Genomic DNA, 19,934 nt, shown 5'->3' with positions numbered 1-19,934 from the left:
AGGCCGGGGGTTTTCCACCCCCGGACCCCCGGAGGATATTTCCACAGAGAGGAAGGCAGAAGACCTATTCCGCCGGCAGGGCGGCGGGCGGCCAGAGGTCCCGGGCGGAGCCGACGACGGTGTCGTGCAGGCGTTCCGAGCGGTCGCGGCCGATGTCGCGGCGGTGGCGCAACAGGAACAGCTTGCCCCAGCTTTTCCAAGTGCCGACCATCGGCGCCTCTGGGTCGCAGGGGAAGCGCGCGCGCCAGTCGGGTGGCAGGGTCAGGCCGCAGGCTTCGGCCCGATCCAGCATCCAGACCAGCGGGATGTTCGACAGTGGCCGGGCGGTCGGGAAGGTGCCGATCTGGCCGCCGATGTCGCCATGCGCGCCGCGGAACCAGACCTGCTCGACGTTGCCGTCCCAGCCGGGCGGGCAATCCCAGAGCACCGGCGCAAAGGCCGCGCGGGTTTCGTTCAGCGCCAGCGCATGAAAGCCGTGGCGGACCGAGGCGCCCAGATGGTGGCTGTGGAAGGCATGGGCCTTTTCGGTCAACTTCCACAAGAGCGGCAGCCGCAGGCCCAGCGCCTTGACCGTATCCCAGACCCCGACCATCTGGATCGGCGCCTGCGGGTGGCAGTAGAGGCGGGCGAAAGCGCGGGCGGCCTCGCCTTCCGGGTTCAGCCGGTAGTGGCGGTAGACCAGTTGCACGTTGCGTTCGGTGGCGGCGTCGGCGCGCAGCAGGCCAACCTGGTCGATCACCCCGGCCAGGCTGCGCACCGCGAAGGCGCCGCGGGAATAGCCCAACAGGAAGATGCGGTCGCCGGCCCGGTAGTGGCTGGCCAGGTAGCCATAGGCGCGCTTGATCTGGCGGTTCAGGCCGCGGCCCTGGGCCAGGTCGCTGAGCCGGCGCCAGCCCTGCCACTGCATGCCGGGTTCGTAATAGACCGTGCGGTCGGGGCGCAACGGGCCTTCGGCGATCAGCCGGAAGGCCAGGCCGGCGTTGGTTTCCATCCCCGGGTCCAGCGTCGACAGGGTGCCGTCCAGGATCACCACATGGTCGACCCGGCCGCGCCGCTGGCCGCGCGGCGGCGGGGCGGCGGGCTCGGTCTCGACCACCGGCCGGGTGTAGCCCAGCCAGCGGCGCAGGTTCTCAATCCGGGACGTGGCAGGCCTCCCTGTGTTGCGGCGGACCGCGGCGACCGGGCGCCCGGTTGGCCCCCCCGGTCGCCGGGTCGCAACCGGAATCGTAGGCCGCGCGCCCCTCCACGAGGTTAACGCCGGGTTCGCGCGGGACTTGGGCCGCGGAAGCGGTGCCCGCCGGCCACATCGGTCGCGAAGCGGACTGCGCCACGATCCATCCTTTTTCCGCCATGCTCCTGACGGCAAAGCTAAACCCCCGGCCGGGTTTGTCCAGCCGGGGGGTTGAAGGTCGCGCGAATGCGTTCACACGGTCAGCGACAGGACGGTCGCCATGTGCAAATCGCCAAAGCCGTTGAAGCGGCTGTTGGTGACCACCGAATACGACCCCATGCCGTGCCAGATCACATAGTCGCCCTCGGCCAGGTCGGCAGGCAGCGGGATGTCGCCCGGCAGCCGGTCGACCGAATCGCAGGTCGGACCGAAGACGATGCGCGGCTTCAGCTTGCCCTTGCGCGGGCGGCCTTCGGAATCGACCACCTGGATGCGGTCGATCACGCCGATCAGCGGCAGTTCGGTCAGGGTGCCGTAGACGCCGTCGTTCAGGAAGACGTGCTGATTGTCGCGCACCGCCTTGACGCGGGCCGCCAGGGTGAAGGCGTCGCCGCACAGCGCCCGGCCCGGCTCGCAGACCAGCAGCGGGCGGTTGTCGCCGAAGGCCTCGGTCGCGGCGCGGTCGATCAGGGCGAAGGTTTCCTCAAGCTGCGGCACCACGGCGGTCAGCCGGTGGCTGGGGAAGCCGCCGCCCACGTTCAGCCGGGCGATGGTCACGCCGGCGTCAGCGGCGATGCGGGCGGCCTCGCGGATGTAGGTGTCCCAGGCGTGCGGGTCGGTGCATTGCGTGCCCGGGTGGAAGGTCAGCGAGGGGATGAAGCCCGCCGCGGCGACGATCTTCAGAAGCTCGGCCGCCAATTCTTCGGTCGCGCCGAACTTGGCACCGAAGTTGTAGGCGGCCCCGGCGACCGGCAGCTTGAAGCGCACGCTGATCTCGGTGCCCTCGGCCGGGACCAGTTCGATCAGCTTGGCCAGTTCGGATTTCGAATCCACGCTGTAGGACTTGACTCCCTTGGCCACCGCGTGGGCGATTTCCGCCCGCGAGCGGACCGGGTTGTTGTAGTGGATCGCGGCATCCGGGGCGAGGCGGCGGATCAGGTCGATCTCGAAGGCCGAGGCGCAGTCATAGCCGCGCACGCCGGCGGCGGCGAGGTTCTCGACCATCTCTTCGCCCGGGTTGGACTTGACCGCATAGGTCACCATGCCGGGAAAGCCGTCGATGAAGCGGCGCGCTGCCGCCTGCACAACGGCGGGGGCGAAGAACAGCACGGGGGTCTCCGGCGCTTCGGTGCGGAGGTATTCGGTCGGGTTGGTCCAGATTGTCTTGGACAGTCCCATCGGCGTGATCCTTTCGGCCAATGAAGACGCGTCGCCCTTGATCCCCGTGCAGCTTGGGGGGCCGGGCCCAGCGTGGTTTCCTTCGGAACCAGGCCAGGTGCGTATGAGCCGCCCTTTTCCTGCAGTGAGGATGCGCGATATGGGTGACATCTTCACCGGGCGAAACTATAAATCCGCATCGAATCGTCGTCAGAATGACGAAACACCTGGGCATATTGCATGGATGAGCTGGATCGCAACATCGTCGGACTGCTGGGGGCCGATGCGCGCATGTCGGTGGCCATGCTTGCGCGTCGGCTGAAGGTGGCGCGCAGCACCATCCAGGCCCGGCTTGAGCGACTGGAGACCGGCGGCGTGATCGTCGGCTACACGCTGAAGCTGGGCGAAACCGCGCGCGAGGGGCGGCTGCGGGCCTCGGTGCTGCTGACAATCGAGCCGCGGGCGCAGGCGGCGGTCCTGACGCGGCTGAAGTCGATCCATGAGGTCGAGCGGGTGTTCACCACCTCGGGCCGGGTGGACCTGCTGCTGCAGATCGCCTGCCCCAACACCCAGGTGCTGGACCAGGTGCTGGACCAGATCGGCGCGATGACCGGGGTGCGGTCGTCGGAAAGCCTGATCCACCTGTCAACCAAGATCGACCGGGCAGTCTGACTGGGCAGTCTGAATGGGACGTGTGACTGGGCGGTCTAGCTGTCCCGGCGCAGCGCGAAGAGATCGACGAAGGCCTGGCCCTCGGCCGGATCGCCGGCAAAGGCAATCAGGCCCCGGGCGCTGTCGGCCAGCGGCTGCGGCGCATAGACCGCGCGGGCCATGGCGTTGGTGCCGCCCTCGAACTGCAGACCGGCGGCCGGGTCGGCCCCACGGGTGACGCGAAAGGCGCCGGGGGCGGTTTCCACGGTAAAGGCCTCGCGGCCCAACCGGAACACCGCACGGTGCGGCCCGGCCCGGTCGCGGTCACACATCGCCCGCATCGACAGCATCAGCGCCGCGGGGCTGATTAACAGCCGCGCGTCGTGGCCCGGCATCGTCGCGCCCCAGCGGCACAGTTCCCGAATCACCGGCCAAAGCGCCTCGCCCGCAGCGGTCAGGCGGTAGAGCGTCACCTGTTCCGGCGCGGGCAGGTCTTCGCGCCGCAGGATCCCGGCCATGGACAGGTCCTCCAGCCGCTGCGTCAGCACATTGGCGCTGAGCCCCGGCATCCCGGCGCGCAGGGCACCAAACCGGCGCGGGCCAAGCAGCAGTTCGCGCACAACCAACAGCGCCCAGCGATCCCCGATCAGGTCCAGCGCATGGGCAGCGATGCAGCCTTCGTCATAGGATCGCCTGTCCTCTTTGGTCATATTAGATAACTTTCAGTTGCTTTTTATGACTATAGCCGCCACCCTGTCCGATACAAGCGCCAAGGGAGGGTGGGATGGCTTATATCGACGGTTTCGTGATTCCGGTTCCGACGGCAAGCCGCGAGATCTATCGCGCCCATGAGGAAAAGTGGTGGCCCAGCTTTCGCGACATGGGCGCGCTGACGCTGGTCGTCGGCTGGGGCGACGAAGTTCCGCCCGGCAAACAGACCGATTTCCTGCGCGCGGTTGCAGCGCAGCCGGATGAGACGGTGGTCTTTGCCTGGATGACCTGGCCCGACAAGGCCACCCGCGATGCAGCCTACAAGACGATGATGGACACAGTCGAAGGCGTGGAGATGCCTTTCGACGGTCGCCGCATGATCTTTGGCGGCTTCACCCCGATCCTGACGGCGGAGGCCTGAGATGAGCGCGCATGGGTCCCCCTGCTGGTACGAACTGGTCACCCCTGACGCGGCACAGGCGCAGGCCTTCTATGGCCCGGTGCTGGGCTGGGAGTTTCAGGATGCCGGAATGCCCGGCTTTTCCTACATGCTGGCCATGAAGACCGGCGCCATGGTCGCCGGGCTGATGCAGCCCGATGCCCCGATGCCCTGTTTCTGGATGGTCTACTTCGCCGTTGACGACTGCGACGCCGCCACTGCCCGAGTCGCCGCGCTGGGCGGCACCGTCCACCGCGCGCCCGAGGACATTCCCGGCACCGGCCGCTTTGCCGTCGTGGCCGACCCGCAGGGCGCCGCCTTCGGGGTGCTGCAACCGCTGCCCGGCCAGGAGGGCAGCGCCTTCGACCAACGCAAGGAGGGCCACGGCAACTGGCACGAGTTGCAAACCAGCGACTCCGCCGGCGCGCTGGCCTTCTACCGCGATCTGCTGGGCTGGGGCACAGGCCAGGCGATGGACATGGGGCCGATGGGCACCTACCAGATCATCCGCCGGGGCGAGGCCGACATCGGCGGCATCATGCGCCTGCCGCAGCCGGGCATCCCGCCGAACTGGACGCCGTTCTTCGGCGTGAACGGCACCAATGCCGCCATCGACCGCGTCCGCGCCGCCGGCGGCACGATCCTGCACGGGCCGCAAGAGGTTCCCGGCCCCGCCTTCATCGCCTATTTCCAGGACCCGCAGGGCGCCGTCTTCGCGGTGGTCGGCCCAGCCTGATCCCAGCCTGATCGCAGCCTGATCCCGGCCTGATTCCGGCCCTGCCCCCTTGGCCTTTGCCGCTGCATTGGGTATCCCCTCGGCAGCCGCAAAGGACCATAGCCATGCCGATGGAAAAGACCTTCAACGCCGCCGAGGCCGAGGCCCGGATCTCGAAGCTGTGGCTGGACGCCAAGGCGTTCCGCGCCGGGGCCAATGCCCGGCCGGGGGCGCCCGCCTTTTCCATCATGATCCCGCCGCCGAACGTCACCGGCAGCCTGCACATGGGCCATGCCTTCAACAACACGTTGCAGGACATCCTGACCCGCTGGCACCGCATGCAGGGGCACGACACGCTGTGGCAGCCCGGCACCGACCACGCCGGAATCGCGACGCAGATGGTGACCGAACGCGAGATGGCCCTGAACCAGGAGCCGGACCGTCGCAGCATGGGACGCGAGGCGTTCCTTGCCCGGGTCTGGCAGCAAAAGCAGAAGTCGCGCGGCAATATCCGCGGCCAGCTGGAACGCCTTGGCGCCAGCTGCGACTGGGACCGCGAGGCCTTCACCATGTCGGGCGCCCCGGGTGCGCCGGCGGGGGAAGAGGGCAACTTCCACGACGCCGTGATCAAGGTTTTCGTCGACCTTTACACCAAGGGCCTGATCTACCGCGGCAAGCGGCTGGTGAACTGGGACCCCCACTTCGAGACGGCGATTTCCGATCTCGAGGTCGAGAACCTCGAGACCCCCGGCCACATGTGGCACTTCAAGTACCCGCTCGCCGGGGGCCAGACCTACGAATACGTCGAGAAAGACGAGACCGGCCGCGTGACCCTGCGCGAGACGCGGGATTACATCAGCATCGCCACCACCCGGCCCGAAACCATGCTGGGCGACGGCGCTGTGGCGGTTCACCCTTCGGATGAACGCTATGCGCCCATCGTCGGCAGACTTTGCGAAATCCCGGTAGGCCCGAAGGAACACCGCCGCCTGATCCCGATCATCACCGACGAATACCCCGACCCGACCTTCGGCTCGGGCGCCGTCAAGATCACCGGCGCGCATGACTTCAACGACTATGCCGTGGCGCAGCGCGGGGGCATTCCGCTGTACCGCCTGATGGACACCAAGGCGCGGATGCGCGACGACGGCGCGCCCTATGCCGAAGCCGCGCTGATCGCGCAGCAGATGTCGCGCGCCTGGCTCTTGGACCGCGGCTATGCCACCCCCGGCATCGCGGAACGGCCGATCGAACTGTCTGAAACCGAGATCGACGCGCTGAACCTGGTGCCCGACGACCTGCGCGGCCTTGACCGGTACGAGGCCCGCAAGCGCGTGGTCGAGCAGATCACCGCCGAGGGCCTGGCCGTGACGGTTCTGCAGAAGAGCATCGACAAGGAAACCGGCGCGGAACACCTGGAACGGGTGCCCTTCGTCGAAAGCAAGCCGATCATGCAACCGTTCGGCGACCGCTCGAAGGTGGTGATCGAGCCGATGCTGACCGACCAGTGGTTCGTCGACACCGCCAGGATCGTCGAACCGGCGCTGGAGGCGGTGCGGACGGGCCGCACCAGGATCATCCCGCCAAGCGGCGAGAAGACCTATTTCCACTGGCTGGAAAACATCGAGCCCTGGTGCATCTCCCGCCAGCTCTGGTGGGGGCACCAGATTCCGGTGTGGTATGGTCTTGACCTTTCCGCCCCGGACTTCAGCGACGATGAGGGTGACGAAGCGCTGGACCAGGTCGAGATGCTGCGCGTGCTGGGTGACGGCGGCTATGCCACGCGCGAGGCGACCTACCAGTGCGCCGCGACCTTCGACGGCGTCGCGGACCGCTTCCGCGATGCCTTGGCCGCCTTGCCCCACCCGTTGAACCATGCCCGCGTCGTGGCAGTCGCCGATCGCGCCGCGGCGGTGGAGTCGCTTGCGGCCTCATTGGCCACCTATGAGGTGGACCAGGACCCGACAAGGCTGACCTACCCGGTCTGGCGCGACCCCGACGTTCTTGACACCTGGTTCTCCTCCGGCCTCTGGCCCATCGGCACGCTCGGCTGGCCGGAGACCACCCCGGAACTGGACCGCTACTTCCCGACCTCGGTCCTGGTGACCGGGCAGGACATCCTGTTCTTCTGGGTCGCCCGGATGATGATGATGCAGCTGGCGGTGGTAAACGATATCCCGTTCCACACCGTCTATCTGCACGGGCTTGTCCGCGACGCCAAGGGCAAGAAGATGTCGAAATCCCTCGGCAACGTCATCGATCCCTTGGAGATCATCGACGAATACGGCGCCGATGCGCTGCGCTTTGCCAATGCGGCCATGGCCTCGCTTGGCGGGGTGCTGAAGCTGGACACAAGCCGCATCGCCGGTTACCGCAACTTCGGCACCAAGCTGTGGAACGCCTGCCGCTTTGCCGAGATGAACGGGGTCTGGGAAGGCCACGCGACCCAAGCCACGCCCCCCACGCCGTCGGCCACCGCCAATCGCTGGATCATCGGCGAAACCGCCAAGGCGCTGGCCGAGGTCAACGCAAGCTTGCAGGACTTCCGCTTCGACCAGGCGGCGGATGCGCTGTACAAGTTCGTCTGGGGCAAGGTTTGCGACTGGTATGTCGAGTTTGCCAAGCCCCTCTTCGACGGCCCCGACGCCGCCGAAACCCGCGCAACCATGGCCTGGGTGCTGGACCAGACGATGATCCTCTTGCACCCCTTCATGCCCTTCCTGACCGAAGACCTCTGGGCCACCACGGGCAAACGCGCCAGGCTGATGGTCCACACCGACTGGCCCGCCTACGGCGCCGAACTGGTGCAAAGGGATGCCGAGGCGGAAATGGGCTTCGTCACCGGGCTGATCGACGAAATCCGCTCGGCCCGGGCGCAGGTGCATGTCCCGGTGGGTCTGAAGATCGACCTCGTGGCGACCGAACTTTCGCCCGCCGCCCGTGCCGCCTGGGACAGGAACGAGACGATCATCCGCCGCCTCGCCCGGATTGACAGCTTCGCCGAAGGCACCGCCCCCAAGGGCTCGATCGCGGTTGCGCTGGAAGGCGCGTCCTTCGCTATCCCGCTGCAAGGCCTGATCGACATCGCGGAAGAAAAATCCCGCCTCTCCAAGGCCCTGGACAAGTTGGCCAAGGAAATCGGCGGCCTCAAGGGCCGGCTCGACAACCCCAACTTCGTGAAATCCGCCCCCGAGGACGTGGTGGAAGAAGCCAGGTCCAACCTTGAGGCCCGCGAGGACGAGGCCGGCAAGATCGAAGCCGCCCTCAAGCGCCTGGCCGACCTCGGCTGACTTCATCTTGGCGAAAATACCCTGCGGGGGGGTGAAGGACCGCAGGTCCGAGGGGGGGCGCAAAGCCCCCCTTTTCCTGGGCCGGCCATAGGCGCAGACTGCACCGGAAAAGGGGTATGCCCATGTCTTGGCTCTCGCGCCTTGCCGAACGCCGCATCCAGGCCGCCCGCCTGAAGGGCCAGCTTCAGGGCCTTGAGGGCGAGGGCAAACCCCTGCCCGACCGCCCGGGCGACGCCTTCGTCAGCCACGGCGATGCCCTTGGCTTTCGCATCATGGCCGAAGCCGGTGTCTTGCCCGAGGAAATCGTCCTGAAGAAACGGGCCGCGGCGCAACGGGCCTACTTGGCCACCCTGACCGACGAGGCCGAGCGCAAGGCCGCCATGGCCGAGCTCGCCCGGCTGGAGATGCTGCAGGGCATCGCCGAGGACGCCCGCCGCAAATTCCTGCGCTGACATCGGTTGGCGGAACGGGCGCCGGAATTCGAAGTCGAATTCCGTGCACGATTTCCGAAGTCGGAAATCGTCTTGCGGCGCACCACGCGCGCCGCCAAACTCCCGGCCCATGAGCCGCTTCCTGACCCTCCACGCCGCCGCCCTGCCCTCGACGGTGCCCTTCACCGGCCCCGAGACCCTGGAACGCCGGACCGGCACGCCCTTCCGCGCCCGGCTTGGCGCCAACGAAAGCCTGTTCGGCCCCTCGCCCAAGGCCCTGGCCGCGATGCAGGCCGCCGCGGCCGAGGTCTGGAAATACGCCGACCCGGAAAACCACGACCTCAAGCACGCCCTTGCCGCCCACCACGGCTGCGGCCCCGACAACATCGTCGTCGGCCCCGGCGTCGATACCCTTCTCGGCCTGTTGTGCCGCCTGACGCTGGCCCCCGGTACCCCGGTCGTCACCAGCCTGGGCGCCTATCCGACCTTCGCCTTCCACGTTGCGGGCTATGGCGGGGCGCTGGCCCGCGTGCCTTACCGGGACAACCACGAAGACCTGCACGCGCTGCTTGCCGCCGCCACGGGGCAGACCGCGCGGCTGCTCTACCTCGCCAATCCGGACAACCCGATGGGCAGCCACCACCCCGGCGCGGTGATCGAGGACCTTGCCGCCAACCTGCCCGCCGACACGCTGCTGGTGCTGGACGAGGCCTATGCCGACCTCGCCCCGCCCGAGGCGATTCCTTCGATCCCGGCCGACCACCCGCAGGTGATCCGCTTTCGAACCTTTTCCAAGGGCTATGGCATGGCCGGCGCGCGGGTCGGCTATGCCATAGCCGAACCCGCCCTGGCCCGCGCCTTCGACAAGGTGCGTGACCATTTCGGCATGTGCCGCATCAGCCAGATCGGCGCCTTGCAGGCGCTGCGGGACCAGGACTGGCTGGCCCATGTCCGGCTGGCCGTCGCCGCCGCCCGCGCCCGGATGGGTCGGATCGCAAGTGCGAACGGTCTGGCGCCGCTGCCCTCGGCCACCAACTTCGTTGCCCTCGACCTGGGCCGTGACGGCGATTTCGCCCGTCGCGTGCTGGCCGAATGCCAGGCCCGCGGCCTGTTCATCCGCATGCCCGGCGTGGCGCCGCTGGACCGCTGCCTGCGGGTCAGCCTGGGGCCGGACCCGGCGATGGACGTGGTGGAAGAGGTGCTGCCGCAGGCGCTGCGCGCCGCGGCGGACTGATCACTCGGCCGCCAGGTCCGACTTGGCCGGCCCCAGCGCCGGGGCCTTGCCCTCTCGCGCCTCGGGCGTGCCCAGCCGCACCGGCGCGCCGGTGTCGTCGGGGTCCGCCCGCAGGAAGGGAATGGCCACCAGCGGACTGCTCACGGGTTCGGCCGGGGCCGCGGCACCCAGCGACCGGCGGAATACCAGCATGTTCTGGAATGTGGTCTTCGACCCGGTCAGCCCGACCCGTTCATCACAGGGCAGCGCATCGGCGCGGACATAGTCCCAGCCGTCGCGCGCCAGATCGTTCATCAGCATGGTCAGGGTCAGGGCGAAACGCTCTTCCGTCGATTTCACGCCGCGGGCCTTTTCCCCTCGGCGCGGTGCGGGAACGACCTTGTATTCGTAAAGCTGCATCGGCTGTCTCCCACCGGACCAGGCTCAGGATAGGGGCAACACCCGCAAAGGGCAAATGAAGAGCCTGTCCAGTCGGCGGACGACGGCCGGGGCCTTACAACCCCAGCTTCTTCATCACCAGATCGTTCACCGCCGCCGGGTTGGCCTTGCCGCCGGTGGCCTTCATCACCTGGCCGACGAACCAGCCCGCAAGCTTGGCGTTGGCCTTGGCCTTTTCCACCTGGGCGGGGTTTTCGGCGATGATCGCATCCACCGCCGCCTCGATCGCGCCGGTGTCGGTGACCTGCTTCATGCCGCGGTCTTCCACGATCTGCGCCGGATCGCCGTCTTCGGTATAGACGATCTCGAACAAGTCCTTGGCGATCTTGCCGGAAATGGTGCCGGCGGAAATCAGGTCGATGATCCCGCCCAGTTGCGCCGCAGAGACCGGGCTTTCGGTGATGTCGTGGCCTTCCTTCTTCAGCCGCCCGAACAGCTCGTTGATGACCCAGTTGGCGGCCAGCTTGCCGTCGCGTCCCAGCGCCACGGCTTCGAAGAAACGGGCGCTGTCCAGTTCGGCGGTCAGCACCGAGGCGTCATAGTCGGTCAGGCCGAAATCGGCCATGAAGCGGGCCTTTTTGGCATCAGGCAGTTCGGGCATCGACGCGGCGATGGCATCGACCCAGGGCTGCTCGATTTCAAGCGGCAGCAGGTCGGGGTCGGGGAAGTAGCGGTAATCGTGCGCCTCTTCCTTGGACCGCATGCTGCGGGTCTCGCCCTTGTCGGGGTCATACAGCCGGGTTTCCTGCACGATCTTGCCGCCGTCCTCGACGATGGCGATCTGGCGGCGAGCCTCGTATTCGATGGCGGCCATGATGAACCGCATCGAGTTCATGTTCTTGATCTCGCAGCGGGTGCCGAGGTGGCTGAAGTCCTGGGTTTCCTGATACTTCTCGTACTGCCCCGGCCGGCAGACCGAGACGTTCACGTCGGCCCGCAGGTTGCCGTTCTGCATGTTGCCGTCGCAGGTGCCCAGGTAGCGCAGGATCTGGCGCAGCTTGGCGACATAGGCGGCAGCCTCTTCCGGGCCGCGCAGATCAGGCCGGCTGACGATTTCCATCAGCGCCACGCCGGTGCGGTTGTAGTCGACGAACGACAGGTTCGGATCGATGTCATGGATCGACTTGCCGGCGTCCTGCTCCAGGTGGATGCGCTCGATCCGCACCCGGCGGGCGATGCCCGGACCCATCTCGACGATCACCTCGCCCTCGCCGACGATGGGGTGATAAAGCTGGCTGATCTGATAGCCCTGCGGCAGGTCGGGGTAGAAGTAGTTCTTGCGGTCAAAGGCCGAGACCAGGTTGATCTGCGCCTTCAGCCCAAGGCCGGTGCGCACCGCCTGTTCCACGCAGAATTCGTTCAGCACCGGCAGCATTCCCGGCATCGCGCAATCGACGAAGGAGACGTTGGTGTTGGGTTCCGCCCCGAAGGTGGTGGACGCACCCGAGAACAGCTTGGCGTTCGAGGCAACCTGGGCATGGATCTCCATCCCGATCACCAGTTCCCAATCGGCCTTGGCACCCTGAATGACCTTGGGCTTGGGCGAGGTAGTGATCAGGTCGAGCATGGCATCCCCTCCGGCAATCCGGCGCATCTGCGCTTGCCTTTAGGATGCGCTCCGGCGCGGCGCAAGCCCCGCGCACGACCTGACGCCAGCCCCGGCGCCGGAATTCGACTTCGAATTCCGGGCACGATTTCCGGCTTCGGAAATCGACTGCCCGGGGTTCAGGGCATCCGTGCTTCCAGGCCGGCGACGCCGGGATAGATATGAGCGCCGCGCAGCAGATCGTCGTGGAACAACTGGCCCATGGCCCAGTGAATGCAGTCCAGACCATTTTCCCAGGCCGGCAGGTGGAACTCGCGCAGGTTGTCGCGGACGTGGTCGTCCAGCGTCTCCATCACCACCTTGGCCCGCATCGAGGCCAGCGTCGTATCGTATCCCTGCGAATGCGCCAGTTCGGTCAGCGCGCCGGCCACGATGTTGGCGCGATACTGGCAGCCGGTGGCGCGGTGATGGTCGATCAGACCGCGCACGAACAGGCCCAGGTCCATGCCGGGGGGGTAGTCGCCCTGCGCCTGGGCCGCGCTGAGATAGAACACCGCATAGGCCGCGGCGCCCGACACGTCCGAGGTGCGCTTGACCGCGGCACGGGCCTCGGCCTCGAAGCCCTCGGGCCGGCCATACCAGGGCGGCAGCAGGTGCACGGCATGGGCGGCATGCGGCTCGGGGCAGGTCGGGTCCAGGTCGGACCAGTCCTGATACCAGTCGCGGACCAGCGCCTCGCCCTCGTCGATGCCCTGCACCAGCCGATAGCGGGTGCCGGCCAGCAGGGGCGAGTTCTCCTCGATCGGATCGAACTGGTCGAGCACGCGCTCTGCCTCGGCGGTATGGCTTAGAAAGCCTTGCCGGCCCGCACCGCCCGGCCCGGCTTCGCAGGCGGTGCCCCGCCGGGCCCAGCCAAGATCAAGATGGGCCTGCGCCAGAATCTGCGCGGCGGCATAGTCGTCATGGTGGACGGCCTGCATCGCGTCCAGCCGATCCAGCGCCTCGTCCGCGGCGGCCCAGTCCCGGCTGGCGATGGCCGCCGTCAGGGCGGCGCGCGCGCCGTCCGACGCCAGCACGGCCAGCCGCCGGCCGGCCGGTGCGCCCGCCCGCGCCTGATCGGCACGACGGACTTCGGCCAGCAATTCGGCCCAGCGGTCCGCCTGCGCCAGCGCCGCATGGGTCTGGACGATTTCGGCACAGTACCGGCTTTCGGGCGATACCTCGACGATCGGCACATGCAGGCGTTCGGCGAGGGGGCGATCGGCTTCGGCGGCGCGCAGGCGGCGGGCCTCGGCCCGGTCTGACCGGCGCAAGACGCGGCCCAGGCGTGCGGCAATTTCCCGCGCAGTCTGACCCAAACGGCTGTTCACCTGCTCGTCGGATTGTATATCGGCCATGTCTGAACTGCCGTTTTGGAGTCTCGTTGCTACAATTCACTGCAAATAAGGGCAGAAAAATGGTTGCCGGCGGGATCCCGAAACAATCTTTCGCACGAACCTCAGGTTGTGTCCGGGCCGCCACAGTCGCGCTGGCCCTGGCTGGCTGCGTGCCGCTGGGACCCGCAATCGACGCCGACCTTTCCGGTGCGACGCCGCCGATGCGCTGGGATCACCGGCCCGAGGCAGCGGACTGGACACGGGCGGCCCTGCTGGCGGTGGCGGCGCAGGACCAGGCCCTGGCCAGCCGCGTGCCGGCCGACATTGCGGCCTGGTGCCCGGGCTATGCCAAGGCCGGCCTGGCCGAACGCCGCGCCTTCTGGGTGGGGTTGATGAGCGCGGTCGCCAAGCACGAAAGCGGCTGGAACCCGGCGGCGGCAGGCGGCGGCGGGCGCTGGATCGGGCTGATGCAGATCTCGCCCAAGACGGCACGCGGGCATGGCTGCGCCGCGCCATCGGCGGCGGCGCTGAAGGATGGCGCGGCAAACCTGACCTGTGCGGTGTCGATCTTTGCCGAAGACGTGGCGCGCGACGGAGTGGTCGCCGGCAAGGGCAACCGCGGCCTTGGGCGCGACTGGATGCCGTTCCGCAAGGCCGACAAGCGCGCCGACATGGCGGGCTGGACCAGCGCCCAGCCCTGGTGCCAGGCGGGCTAGGCCCCCAGCATCCGCCCTGCCATTTCCGACAGGTCCCGGCTGAGGCCGGGCGTGTCCGCGATGCGGTCCAGCGCCGCCCGGGCCTGTGCCTGCCGCGCCGGATCGTAGCGCCGCCAGGTCTCGAAGGCGGTGGACATGCGCGCGGCGGTCTGCGGGTTCAGCGGGTCAAGCTTGAGCAGCCAGTCCGCCACCACCCGGTAGCCCGCCCCGCTGGCGTGGTGGAAGCCGGCATGATTGCCCGCCAGCGCGCCAATCACGCTGCGGAAGCGGTTGGGGTTCTTCCAGTCGAAATCCGGCCGCGCGGTCAGCCGTTCGGTCAGCGCCGCTGCGTGTTCGGGCGGGGCCAGCGCGATCTGCAGGGCATACCACTTGTCCATCACCAGCGGCGCCGCGGCCCAGCGGGCCTGGAACTGCGCCAGTTCCCCGGCCCCCTCGCCGATATCCAGCAGAGCCGCCAGCGCGGCCACCGTTTCGGTCATGGTGCTGGCCGCGGCATAGGCCGCCTTCGCCACCGCGCCACCGTCAAGCCGCGCGATCAGCCCCAGCGCCGCCCCCTTGAGCGCCCGCCGCCCCGCCGCCCCGGCATCGGCCGAGAACGCGCCGTCGTCGGTCAGAGCCGCAAGCAGGCCCGGCAACTGCGGCGCAAGCCGTTCCGCCAGCGCCTGCCCGGCGCGGCGGCGGGCGGTGCGGATCGCCTCGGGGTCGGGCACCGTGCCGCGGTCGTGCAGCGTCTGCGCCAGGTCATCCTCGCCCGGCAGCCGCAGGGCCAGCGCCCGGAACGCCGGATCAAGGCTGTCGTCCAGCGCCACCTGCGCCAGGGCCTCGGTCCAGGCCTTCGACACGCCGGTGCCCTTGGCCACCATGCTGACCAGCATGTCCTTGGCCAGCGCGCGCCCGGCCTCCCATTTGTTGAAGGGGTCGGTGTCATGCGCCAGCAGGAAGGCGCGCTCGATCGCGTCGGTCTGGTGGTCCAGCACCACCGGCGCCGAAAACCCGCGCAGGATCGACGGGATGGGGCGGCTGGCCAGGCCGTCGAAGCGGAAGCTCTGGGTGCCCTTCGTCATCTCCAGCACCGTGGTCGGCACCACCTCGTCGCCGTTGGGGTTCAACAGGCCCACCGCGATGGGAATGACACGCGGGTCCTTCTTCGGCTGGCCGGGCGTGGGCGGGTTCACCTGGGTGAAGGTCAGGGTGTAGGTGCCGCCCTCGGTCCCCGGGTTCCAGGCCTCGTGAACCTTCAGCCGCGGTGTGCCGGCCTGGGTATACCAGCGCTTGAACTGCGCCAGATCGCGCCCCGTCGCCTCCTCGAAGACCTTGAGCCAGTCTTCGATTGTGGCCGCCTCGCCGTCGTGGCGGTCGAAATACAGGTCCAGCGCCCGGGCATAGCCGTCATCGCCAACCAGGCGCTTCAGCATCCCGATCACCTCGGCGCCCTTTTCATAGACGGTGGCGGTGTAGAAGTTGTTGATTTCGATGAAGCTGTCCGGCCGCACCGGGTGCGCCAGCGGCCCCTGATCCTCACGGAACTGCCGGCCGCGCAGCATCAGCACGTCCTCAATGCGCTTGACGGCATGGGACCGCATGTCGCCGCTGAACTGCTGGTCGCGAAAGACGGTCAGACCCTCTTTCAGGCACAGCTGGAACCAGTCGCGGCAGGTGATGCGGTTGCCGGTCCAGTTGTGGAAATACTCATGCGCGATGACCGCCTCGATGCGGGCATAGTCGTCGTCGGTGGCGGTCTCGGGGCTGGCGAGGACAAGCTTGGAGTTGAAGATGTTCAGCCCCTTGTTTTCCATCGCGCCCATGTTGAAGTCATCGACCGCGACGATGTTGAACACGTCCAGATCGTATTCGCGGCCATAGGCGTCTTCGTCCCATTTCATCGACCGGATCAGGCTGTCCATGGCATAGCCGCAGCGGTCCTGGTCGCCGGGGCGGACCCACACGCCCAGGTCCACCGCGCGGCCCGAGCGGGTGGTGAAGCGGTCGCGGTGCGCCACCAGATCGCCCGCCACCAGCGCGAACAGGTAGGCGGGCTTGGGCCAGGGGTCGTGCCATTCGGCCCAGGCCGCGCCTTGCGCCACCGGGTTGCCGTTCGACAACAGCACCGGCAGGTCGGCTTCGATGCGCACCCGGAACGGCGCCATCACGTCGGGCCGGTCGGGGTAGAAGGTGATCTTGCGAAAGCCCTCGGCCTCGCACTGGGTGCAATACATGCCTTTCGACATGTACAGCCCCTCCAGCGCGGTGTTCGCCTCGGGGTCGATCTCGACCAGGGTTTCCAGCACGAAGGGCGCTTCGGGCAACAGATCGGCCGGCACCGTCAGACCGGTGGCGTCGGGCGTCAGGTCCAGCAAGGCGCCATCGAGGCGGACCGAGACCAGCCGCAGCCCCTCGCCATCCAGCCGCAGCACATGCCGGCCTGGCGCAGCGGGGTTCGGGCGCAGGTGCAGCCGCGCCTCGACGCGGGTCGCCTTCGGCGCCAGGCGGAAGGTCAGGTCGACCTGATCGACCAGATGACTGTAGGGGCGGTAGTCGGACAGATAGACAGTGCGTGGATCGGTCATCGCGGGCTCCGGGTTCGGGCGGCAGGATCGGGCGATGCGGCTTCGGGCGCAAGGGCGGTGTTTGCCGGCCGGCCGCACCGCCGGCCCTTGCCCCGCGCCCCCGGCGGCGGTAAGGGGACGCCATCCCTGCCCGGAGGTTGCCGATGAAAGCCCGCGTCACCGTCATGTTGAAGACCGGCGTGCTGGACCCGCAGGGCGAGGCGATCCGCCATGCCCTTGGCTCGCTTGGCTTTGCCGGCGTGAATGGCGTGCGGCAAGGCAAGGTGATCGAGCTTGACCTGGCCGAGACCGATGCGGTGGCCGCCGAGACGGCGGTCAAGGCAATGTGCGAAAAGCTGCTCGCCAACACGGTGATCGAAAGCTACCGGGTCGAGTTGCACTGAGCCGTCGCCAGCCCGCCTGCCGCTTTGCCCTGCGACCCTGTGGATGCCGTCCGGCGCGCGCCTTCGCCTTGGCCCGGGCAGGATGGGTGTGCCGCTCCGGCGCATCGGCCGTGCCATTGACCGCCCGGCTGGCCGTTGCGTTTCCCGGACACCGGTGAGGGTCAGGCCTCGGTCGGCCGGGCCATCGGCCCGGCGGGCTGGACGCTGACTTTCACCGTCATCTCGACGGGGCCGGATTCCTGCCCCTGAAAGCTGCCCGAAACCGGCACGACCTGGGCGATGTGCCGGGCCACTGCGACAGGGATCAGGTTTGCCGATCCCACGGACCGGTTCGTCGGGTCGATGGCGATCCAGCCGGCTCCGGGCAGGAAGACTTCGACCCAGGCGTGGGTGGACCCCGGGCCGGCCGAGCCGGTGCGCTCTCCGTCCGGGTCGAACAGGTAGCCCGAGACGATCCGCGCCCCGAAGCCAAGCGTCCTGACGGCCTCGGCGAACAGCACCGCGAAATCCCGGCAGGTTCCCCAGCCCCGATCCAGCGTCTCAAGCGGGCCCTGGGTGCCTTCGACCTCGCGGCTTTGATAGGCGATCCGGGACGAAACGCCGATGCTGACATCCTTCAACAGCGACAAGGTGTCGGTCGGGTGCTGCATCACGAAGCTTTCTGCCCAGGCCGACAGCCGCCCGGCCGAATCGGCGTATTGCGGCCATGCCAGCGGGCCAAGGTCCAGACCGTCGTCGGCGGAATAGCGGAAGGGATAGTCGATGGCCGAAGCGGCAATCGCAAAGACCGGCCAGGCTGGCGCGCTGAGGTCAAGGATGGTCCGGCTTTCGATGGCCAGGGTGTCGGTCAGGTCGGTGAAGGTCGCGGTGGCGACCGTGTTGCCGGCCACGTCATGCGCCCAGGTCAGGCTGGCCTCGGGTGTCAGGATCAGGTCGTGGGACATCAGCTTCAACTCCGGGGTTTCGCGCGGCCGAAGCATCATCCGGTGCGGCCCCAGAAGGACCGGCGTCCGGTAGTTATAGAGGGTCTCGTGAACGATGCTGAGCAGGGGCACTGTGTCGGGCCGATCGGTTGGGGGCCGTCATGCGTCGGGCCGGGGCGGCCTATCCGCGCCGCGCGCGTCCGTCGCTGACCGAGACGAAGGTTCGCCACGAGACCGAGGACTTGCAGCGCGGGCAGATGCGTTCACCGAAGCCCTCGCTTCGGAAGGTGACCTTGCAGCGCATGCAAACGCGGTCGGCCGGAACATCCTTGCGGGCGGGGGCAATGTGTTCCAGCTCAGGGTGCGGCGGGGTCATGGCGGCGCTCCTTGCGCTTGATCGGCCGCGCGGCGCCGGAAAAGCTGCCGCGCGACCAGGGTTCGGGGGCATGCGTCTGGTGGCGGTCGGGGGCGCCGTCGGGGCGCCCTGGGGGCCGCGAGCGGCGCTGCCACCACCGGCTTCATCGCAGATCGCCCGCAGGTGCCGCGCCGTCTGGTGCCGCCTCGGACAGCGCGCGGTCCCGGTCGATGGCGCGTTGCAGGTCCTGCTCGGTGACCGGGTGCATTTCGGTTCGACCGGACCCGCCGGCGTTGACCACAAGGAAAGTGGCGGTGCGCCGGAAGGCGTCGAAGCTCAGGCCTTGCAGACGCTCTTCTTCGATGACGACCTCATAATCGCCGGCGGGCAGGGCTTCGCCCGCATGCGACAAGGCGAACGGGTGCCGGAAAGCGACGGTCGTGCGGGAGGATCTGGATTCCATCGTCGCGTTTCCTCTGGCCAAGCCGGCACGGCGGCGCCTTCGCCGTCAGGCGATGCGACGATCCTACAGGGCAAAGGCCTGCGGCGGGCTGATCGGGGTTAGTGCGGCGGTCGGCCTTGCCGGGCCGGGTCATGCGGGAAGCAGGCGCCCTGCCCCCGGTGCGGGGACAGGGCGTCAAGGTGCAGTCTGGCGCTGACCCGCGGCGGCAAGCCGCCGCAGAAATCCCCGAGCCACGGCAAAGCCCGGGACAAGCGCCAATGGTGCCAGAACGTCGCCCCGCAGGGGCGCGGGCGGGGCTGGCCAGAAAACCCGGCCGTCCAGCAAGAGGCCATCGTGCAGCAGGCCAATTCGGCCCCGCAACGAGGCCTGATCCTGCCGGCCCGGGCCACGGCGGTCTATGGCCGTGACCGCGACCTGGGCGCCCAGGTCGCCCGGTCCTGACGGGAAGACGCAAAACCGGCGCTGAGCGGGCGGCCGAAAAGATGGCCCGGCTGACCGCGCTGGTGGACCAGGCCGAAATCCCGTTGCCCCGCTGCACCTTGCGCGTGGCAACGGGACGGCCGTTCACGCGCCCGCCACGACGGGCGAGCCTTCGTCGATCGTGTCCTGCTGTGCCGGGTCGGTGACTGCTGCCGTCGTTCGCACCTGCTCATCCACCGCGGCGATGCTCCCTTCTCGGCTCGATCTGGCGGTCGGCGGGGTTGCGCCAAGGTGACCTCGGGTCTGCGGAAACCCGCCGACTCCGTCCGCGACAGCCCCCCTGCACAACCCCGACCCACCAAGCCGACCCGTCTCGAAACGGACGGACCGGGTGCGCGTTACCCAACGGGAAAAGCCCGGGATCCGACTCAGCGCCGGGAGGTCGCCCCATTACCGCATCTGCCGTCGCTGAACGCGGCCACCCAAGCGCTGGCGTAGGCCCGAGCTTGCCTTTCCGGGGCATGCGGTCCCGGAAGGGCGGACCCCTGGCTCAGGCCAGGAGCGGCCCTTCGTGGTCAAGATAGGCGCGGTCGAAGGCGGCGAACTCGACCAGGGCTTCGTAGTCGTCGAACACCACCCGGCCCTTCTGGAACGTCACCAGCCCGTCTTCGCGCAGCTCGCGCAGCACCCGGTTGACGTGCACCGCACTCAGCCCCAGCGCATCGGCC

The 19,934-nt window shown here is 68.4% G+C and carries 19 protein-coding genes; 8 read left to right on the top strand and 11 right to left on the bottom strand.

What is annotated here, in order from left to right; translation table 11 throughout:
• Positions 1-64 precede the first annotated feature (64 nt).
• Entirely contained in the window at positions 65-1,096 is a 1,032-nt protein-coding gene (locus LHP98_RS00095) for a DUF2235 domain-containing protein (RefSeq protein ID WP_227250466.1), read from the bottom strand.
• A gap of 327 nt (positions 1,097-1,423) precedes the next feature.
• On the bottom strand, positions 1,424-2,569 hold the full coding sequence (locus LHP98_RS00090) for a type III PLP-dependent enzyme (RefSeq protein ID WP_227250465.1): 1,146 nt from the start codon (positions 2,567-2,569) through the stop codon (positions 1,424-1,426).
• Positions 2,570-2,788: 219 nt separating this feature from the next.
• Here LHP98_RS00090 and LHP98_RS00085 point away from each other — a divergent pair, with 219 nt between their 5' ends.
• A complete protein-coding gene (locus LHP98_RS00085) occupies positions 2,789-3,220 on the top strand; it encodes an Lrp/AsnC family transcriptional regulator (protein ID WP_227250464.1) in 432 nt (143 codons plus the stop codon).
• 35 nt (positions 3,221-3,255) lie between these two features.
• On the opposite strand, the gene LHP98_RS00080 is transcribed toward LHP98_RS00085, so the two are convergent.
• Positions 3,256-3,909, bottom strand: coding sequence for a winged helix-turn-helix transcriptional regulator (locus LHP98_RS00080; RefSeq protein ID WP_227250463.1), 654 nt, complete (start codon positions 3,907-3,909; stop codon positions 3,256-3,258).
• 74 nt (positions 3,910-3,983) lie between these two features.
• Between LHP98_RS00080 and LHP98_RS00075 the strand changes: the two genes are divergently transcribed.
• From LHP98_RS00075 to LHP98_RS00055, 5 genes are all read left to right on the top strand, one after another.
• The gene (locus LHP98_RS00075; RefSeq protein ID WP_227250462.1) at positions 3,984-4,331 is read left to right on the top strand and encodes a DUF1428 domain-containing protein; all 348 of its coding nucleotides are present in this window, start codon (positions 3,984-3,986) and stop codon (positions 4,329-4,331) included.
• Position 4,332: 1 nt separating this feature from the next.
• Entirely contained in the window at positions 4,333-5,085 is a 753-nt protein-coding gene (locus LHP98_RS00070) for a VOC family protein (protein ID WP_227250461.1), read from the top strand.
• Between the two features lie 104 nt (positions 5,086-5,189).
• Positions 5,190-8,354, top strand: a complete 3,165-nt coding sequence (locus tag LHP98_RS00065) for a valine--tRNA ligase (RefSeq protein ID WP_227250460.1) — start codon at positions 5,190-5,192, stop codon at positions 8,352-8,354.
• Between the two features lie 122 nt (positions 8,355-8,476).
• Positions 8,477-8,806 (top strand): DUF1992 domain-containing protein, encoded by a 330-nt coding sequence (locus tag LHP98_RS00060; RefSeq protein WP_227250459.1) that lies wholly within the window; start codon positions 8,477-8,479, stop codon positions 8,804-8,806.
• 109 nt (positions 8,807-8,915) lie between these two features.
• A complete protein-coding gene (locus tag LHP98_RS00055) occupies positions 8,916-10,019 on the top strand; it encodes a pyridoxal phosphate-dependent aminotransferase (protein ID WP_227250458.1) in 1,104 nt (367 codons plus the stop codon).
• On the opposite strand, the gene LHP98_RS00050 is transcribed toward LHP98_RS00055, so the two are convergent.
• The 3 genes from LHP98_RS00050 to LHP98_RS00040 all read right to left on the bottom strand — a co-directional run bounded on the left by LHP98_RS00050 (position 10,020) and on the right by LHP98_RS00040 (position 13,400).
• A complete protein-coding gene (locus tag LHP98_RS00050; RefSeq protein ID WP_227250457.1) occupies positions 10,020-10,418 on the bottom strand; it encodes a DUF4177 domain-containing protein in 399 nt (132 codons plus the stop codon). It abuts the gene before it with no gap.
• 94 nt (positions 10,419-10,512) lie between these two features.
• On the bottom strand, positions 10,513-12,024 hold the full coding sequence (gene gatB, locus LHP98_RS00045; protein ID WP_227250456.1) for an Asp-tRNA(Asn)/Glu-tRNA(Gln) amidotransferase subunit GatB: 1,512 nt from the start codon (positions 12,022-12,024) through the stop codon (positions 10,513-10,515).
• A gap of 158 nt (positions 12,025-12,182) precedes the next feature.
• Positions 12,183-13,400: a hypothetical protein gene (locus LHP98_RS00040; RefSeq protein ID WP_227250455.1), complete on the bottom strand. Its 1,218-nt coding sequence runs from the start codon at positions 13,398-13,400 to the stop codon at positions 12,183-12,185.
• A gap of 200 nt (positions 13,401-13,600) precedes the next feature.
• Here LHP98_RS00040 and LHP98_RS00035 point away from each other — a divergent pair, with 200 nt between their 5' ends.
• Positions 13,601-14,095 carry a transglycosylase SLT domain-containing protein gene (locus LHP98_RS00035; RefSeq protein WP_413687464.1) on the top strand — a complete coding sequence of 165 codons (495 nt, stop codon included), beginning with the start codon at positions 13,601-13,603 and terminating at the stop codon, positions 14,093-14,095.
• Here LHP98_RS00035 and pepN read toward each other — a convergent pair.
• Positions 14,092-16,662: an aminopeptidase N gene (pepN, locus tag LHP98_RS00030; RefSeq protein WP_227250453.1), complete on the bottom strand. Its 2,571-nt coding sequence runs from the start codon at positions 16,660-16,662 to the stop codon at positions 14,092-14,094. The genes LHP98_RS00035 and pepN overlap by 4 nt on opposite strands.
• A 143-nt stretch (positions 16,663-16,805) precedes the next feature.
• On the opposite strand from pepN, the gene purS reads away from it, so the two are divergent.
• The gene (gene purS / locus LHP98_RS00025) at positions 16,806-17,045 is read left to right on the top strand and encodes a phosphoribosylformylglycinamidine synthase subunit PurS (RefSeq protein WP_227250452.1); all 240 of its coding nucleotides are present in this window, start codon (positions 16,806-16,808) and stop codon (positions 17,043-17,045) included.
• Positions 17,046-17,206: 161 nt separating this feature from the next.
• On the opposite strand, the gene LHP98_RS00020 is transcribed toward purS, so the two are convergent.
• The 4 genes from LHP98_RS00020 to LHP98_RS00005 all read right to left on the bottom strand — a co-directional run.
• Positions 17,207-18,100, bottom strand: a complete 894-nt coding sequence (locus LHP98_RS00020; RefSeq protein WP_227250451.1) for a transglutaminase family protein — start codon at positions 18,098-18,100, stop codon at positions 17,207-17,209.
• A 49-nt stretch (positions 18,101-18,149) separates the two neighbouring features.
• Positions 18,150-18,344 (bottom strand): hypothetical protein, encoded by a 195-nt coding sequence (locus LHP98_RS00015; protein ID WP_227250450.1) that lies wholly within the window; start codon positions 18,342-18,344, stop codon positions 18,150-18,152.
• Between the two features lie 142 nt (positions 18,345-18,486).
• Positions 18,487-18,786 (bottom strand): hypothetical protein, encoded by a 300-nt coding sequence (locus tag LHP98_RS00010; RefSeq protein ID WP_227250449.1) that lies wholly within the window; start codon positions 18,784-18,786, stop codon positions 18,487-18,489.
• Positions 18,787-19,756: 970 nt separating this feature from the next.
• Positions 19,757-19,934: helix-turn-helix domain-containing protein (locus tag LHP98_RS00005; RefSeq protein ID WP_227251510.1), on the bottom strand; the 178-nt coding region annotated here is incomplete at its 5' end.

The sequence above is a fragment of the Rhodobacter sp. Har01 genome (assembly GCF_020564565.1).
Taxonomy (GTDB): Bacteria; Pseudomonadota; Alphaproteobacteria; order Rhodobacterales; family Rhodobacteraceae; genus Pseudogemmobacter.
This window is presented reverse-complemented; position numbering and strand designations above follow the sequence as displayed.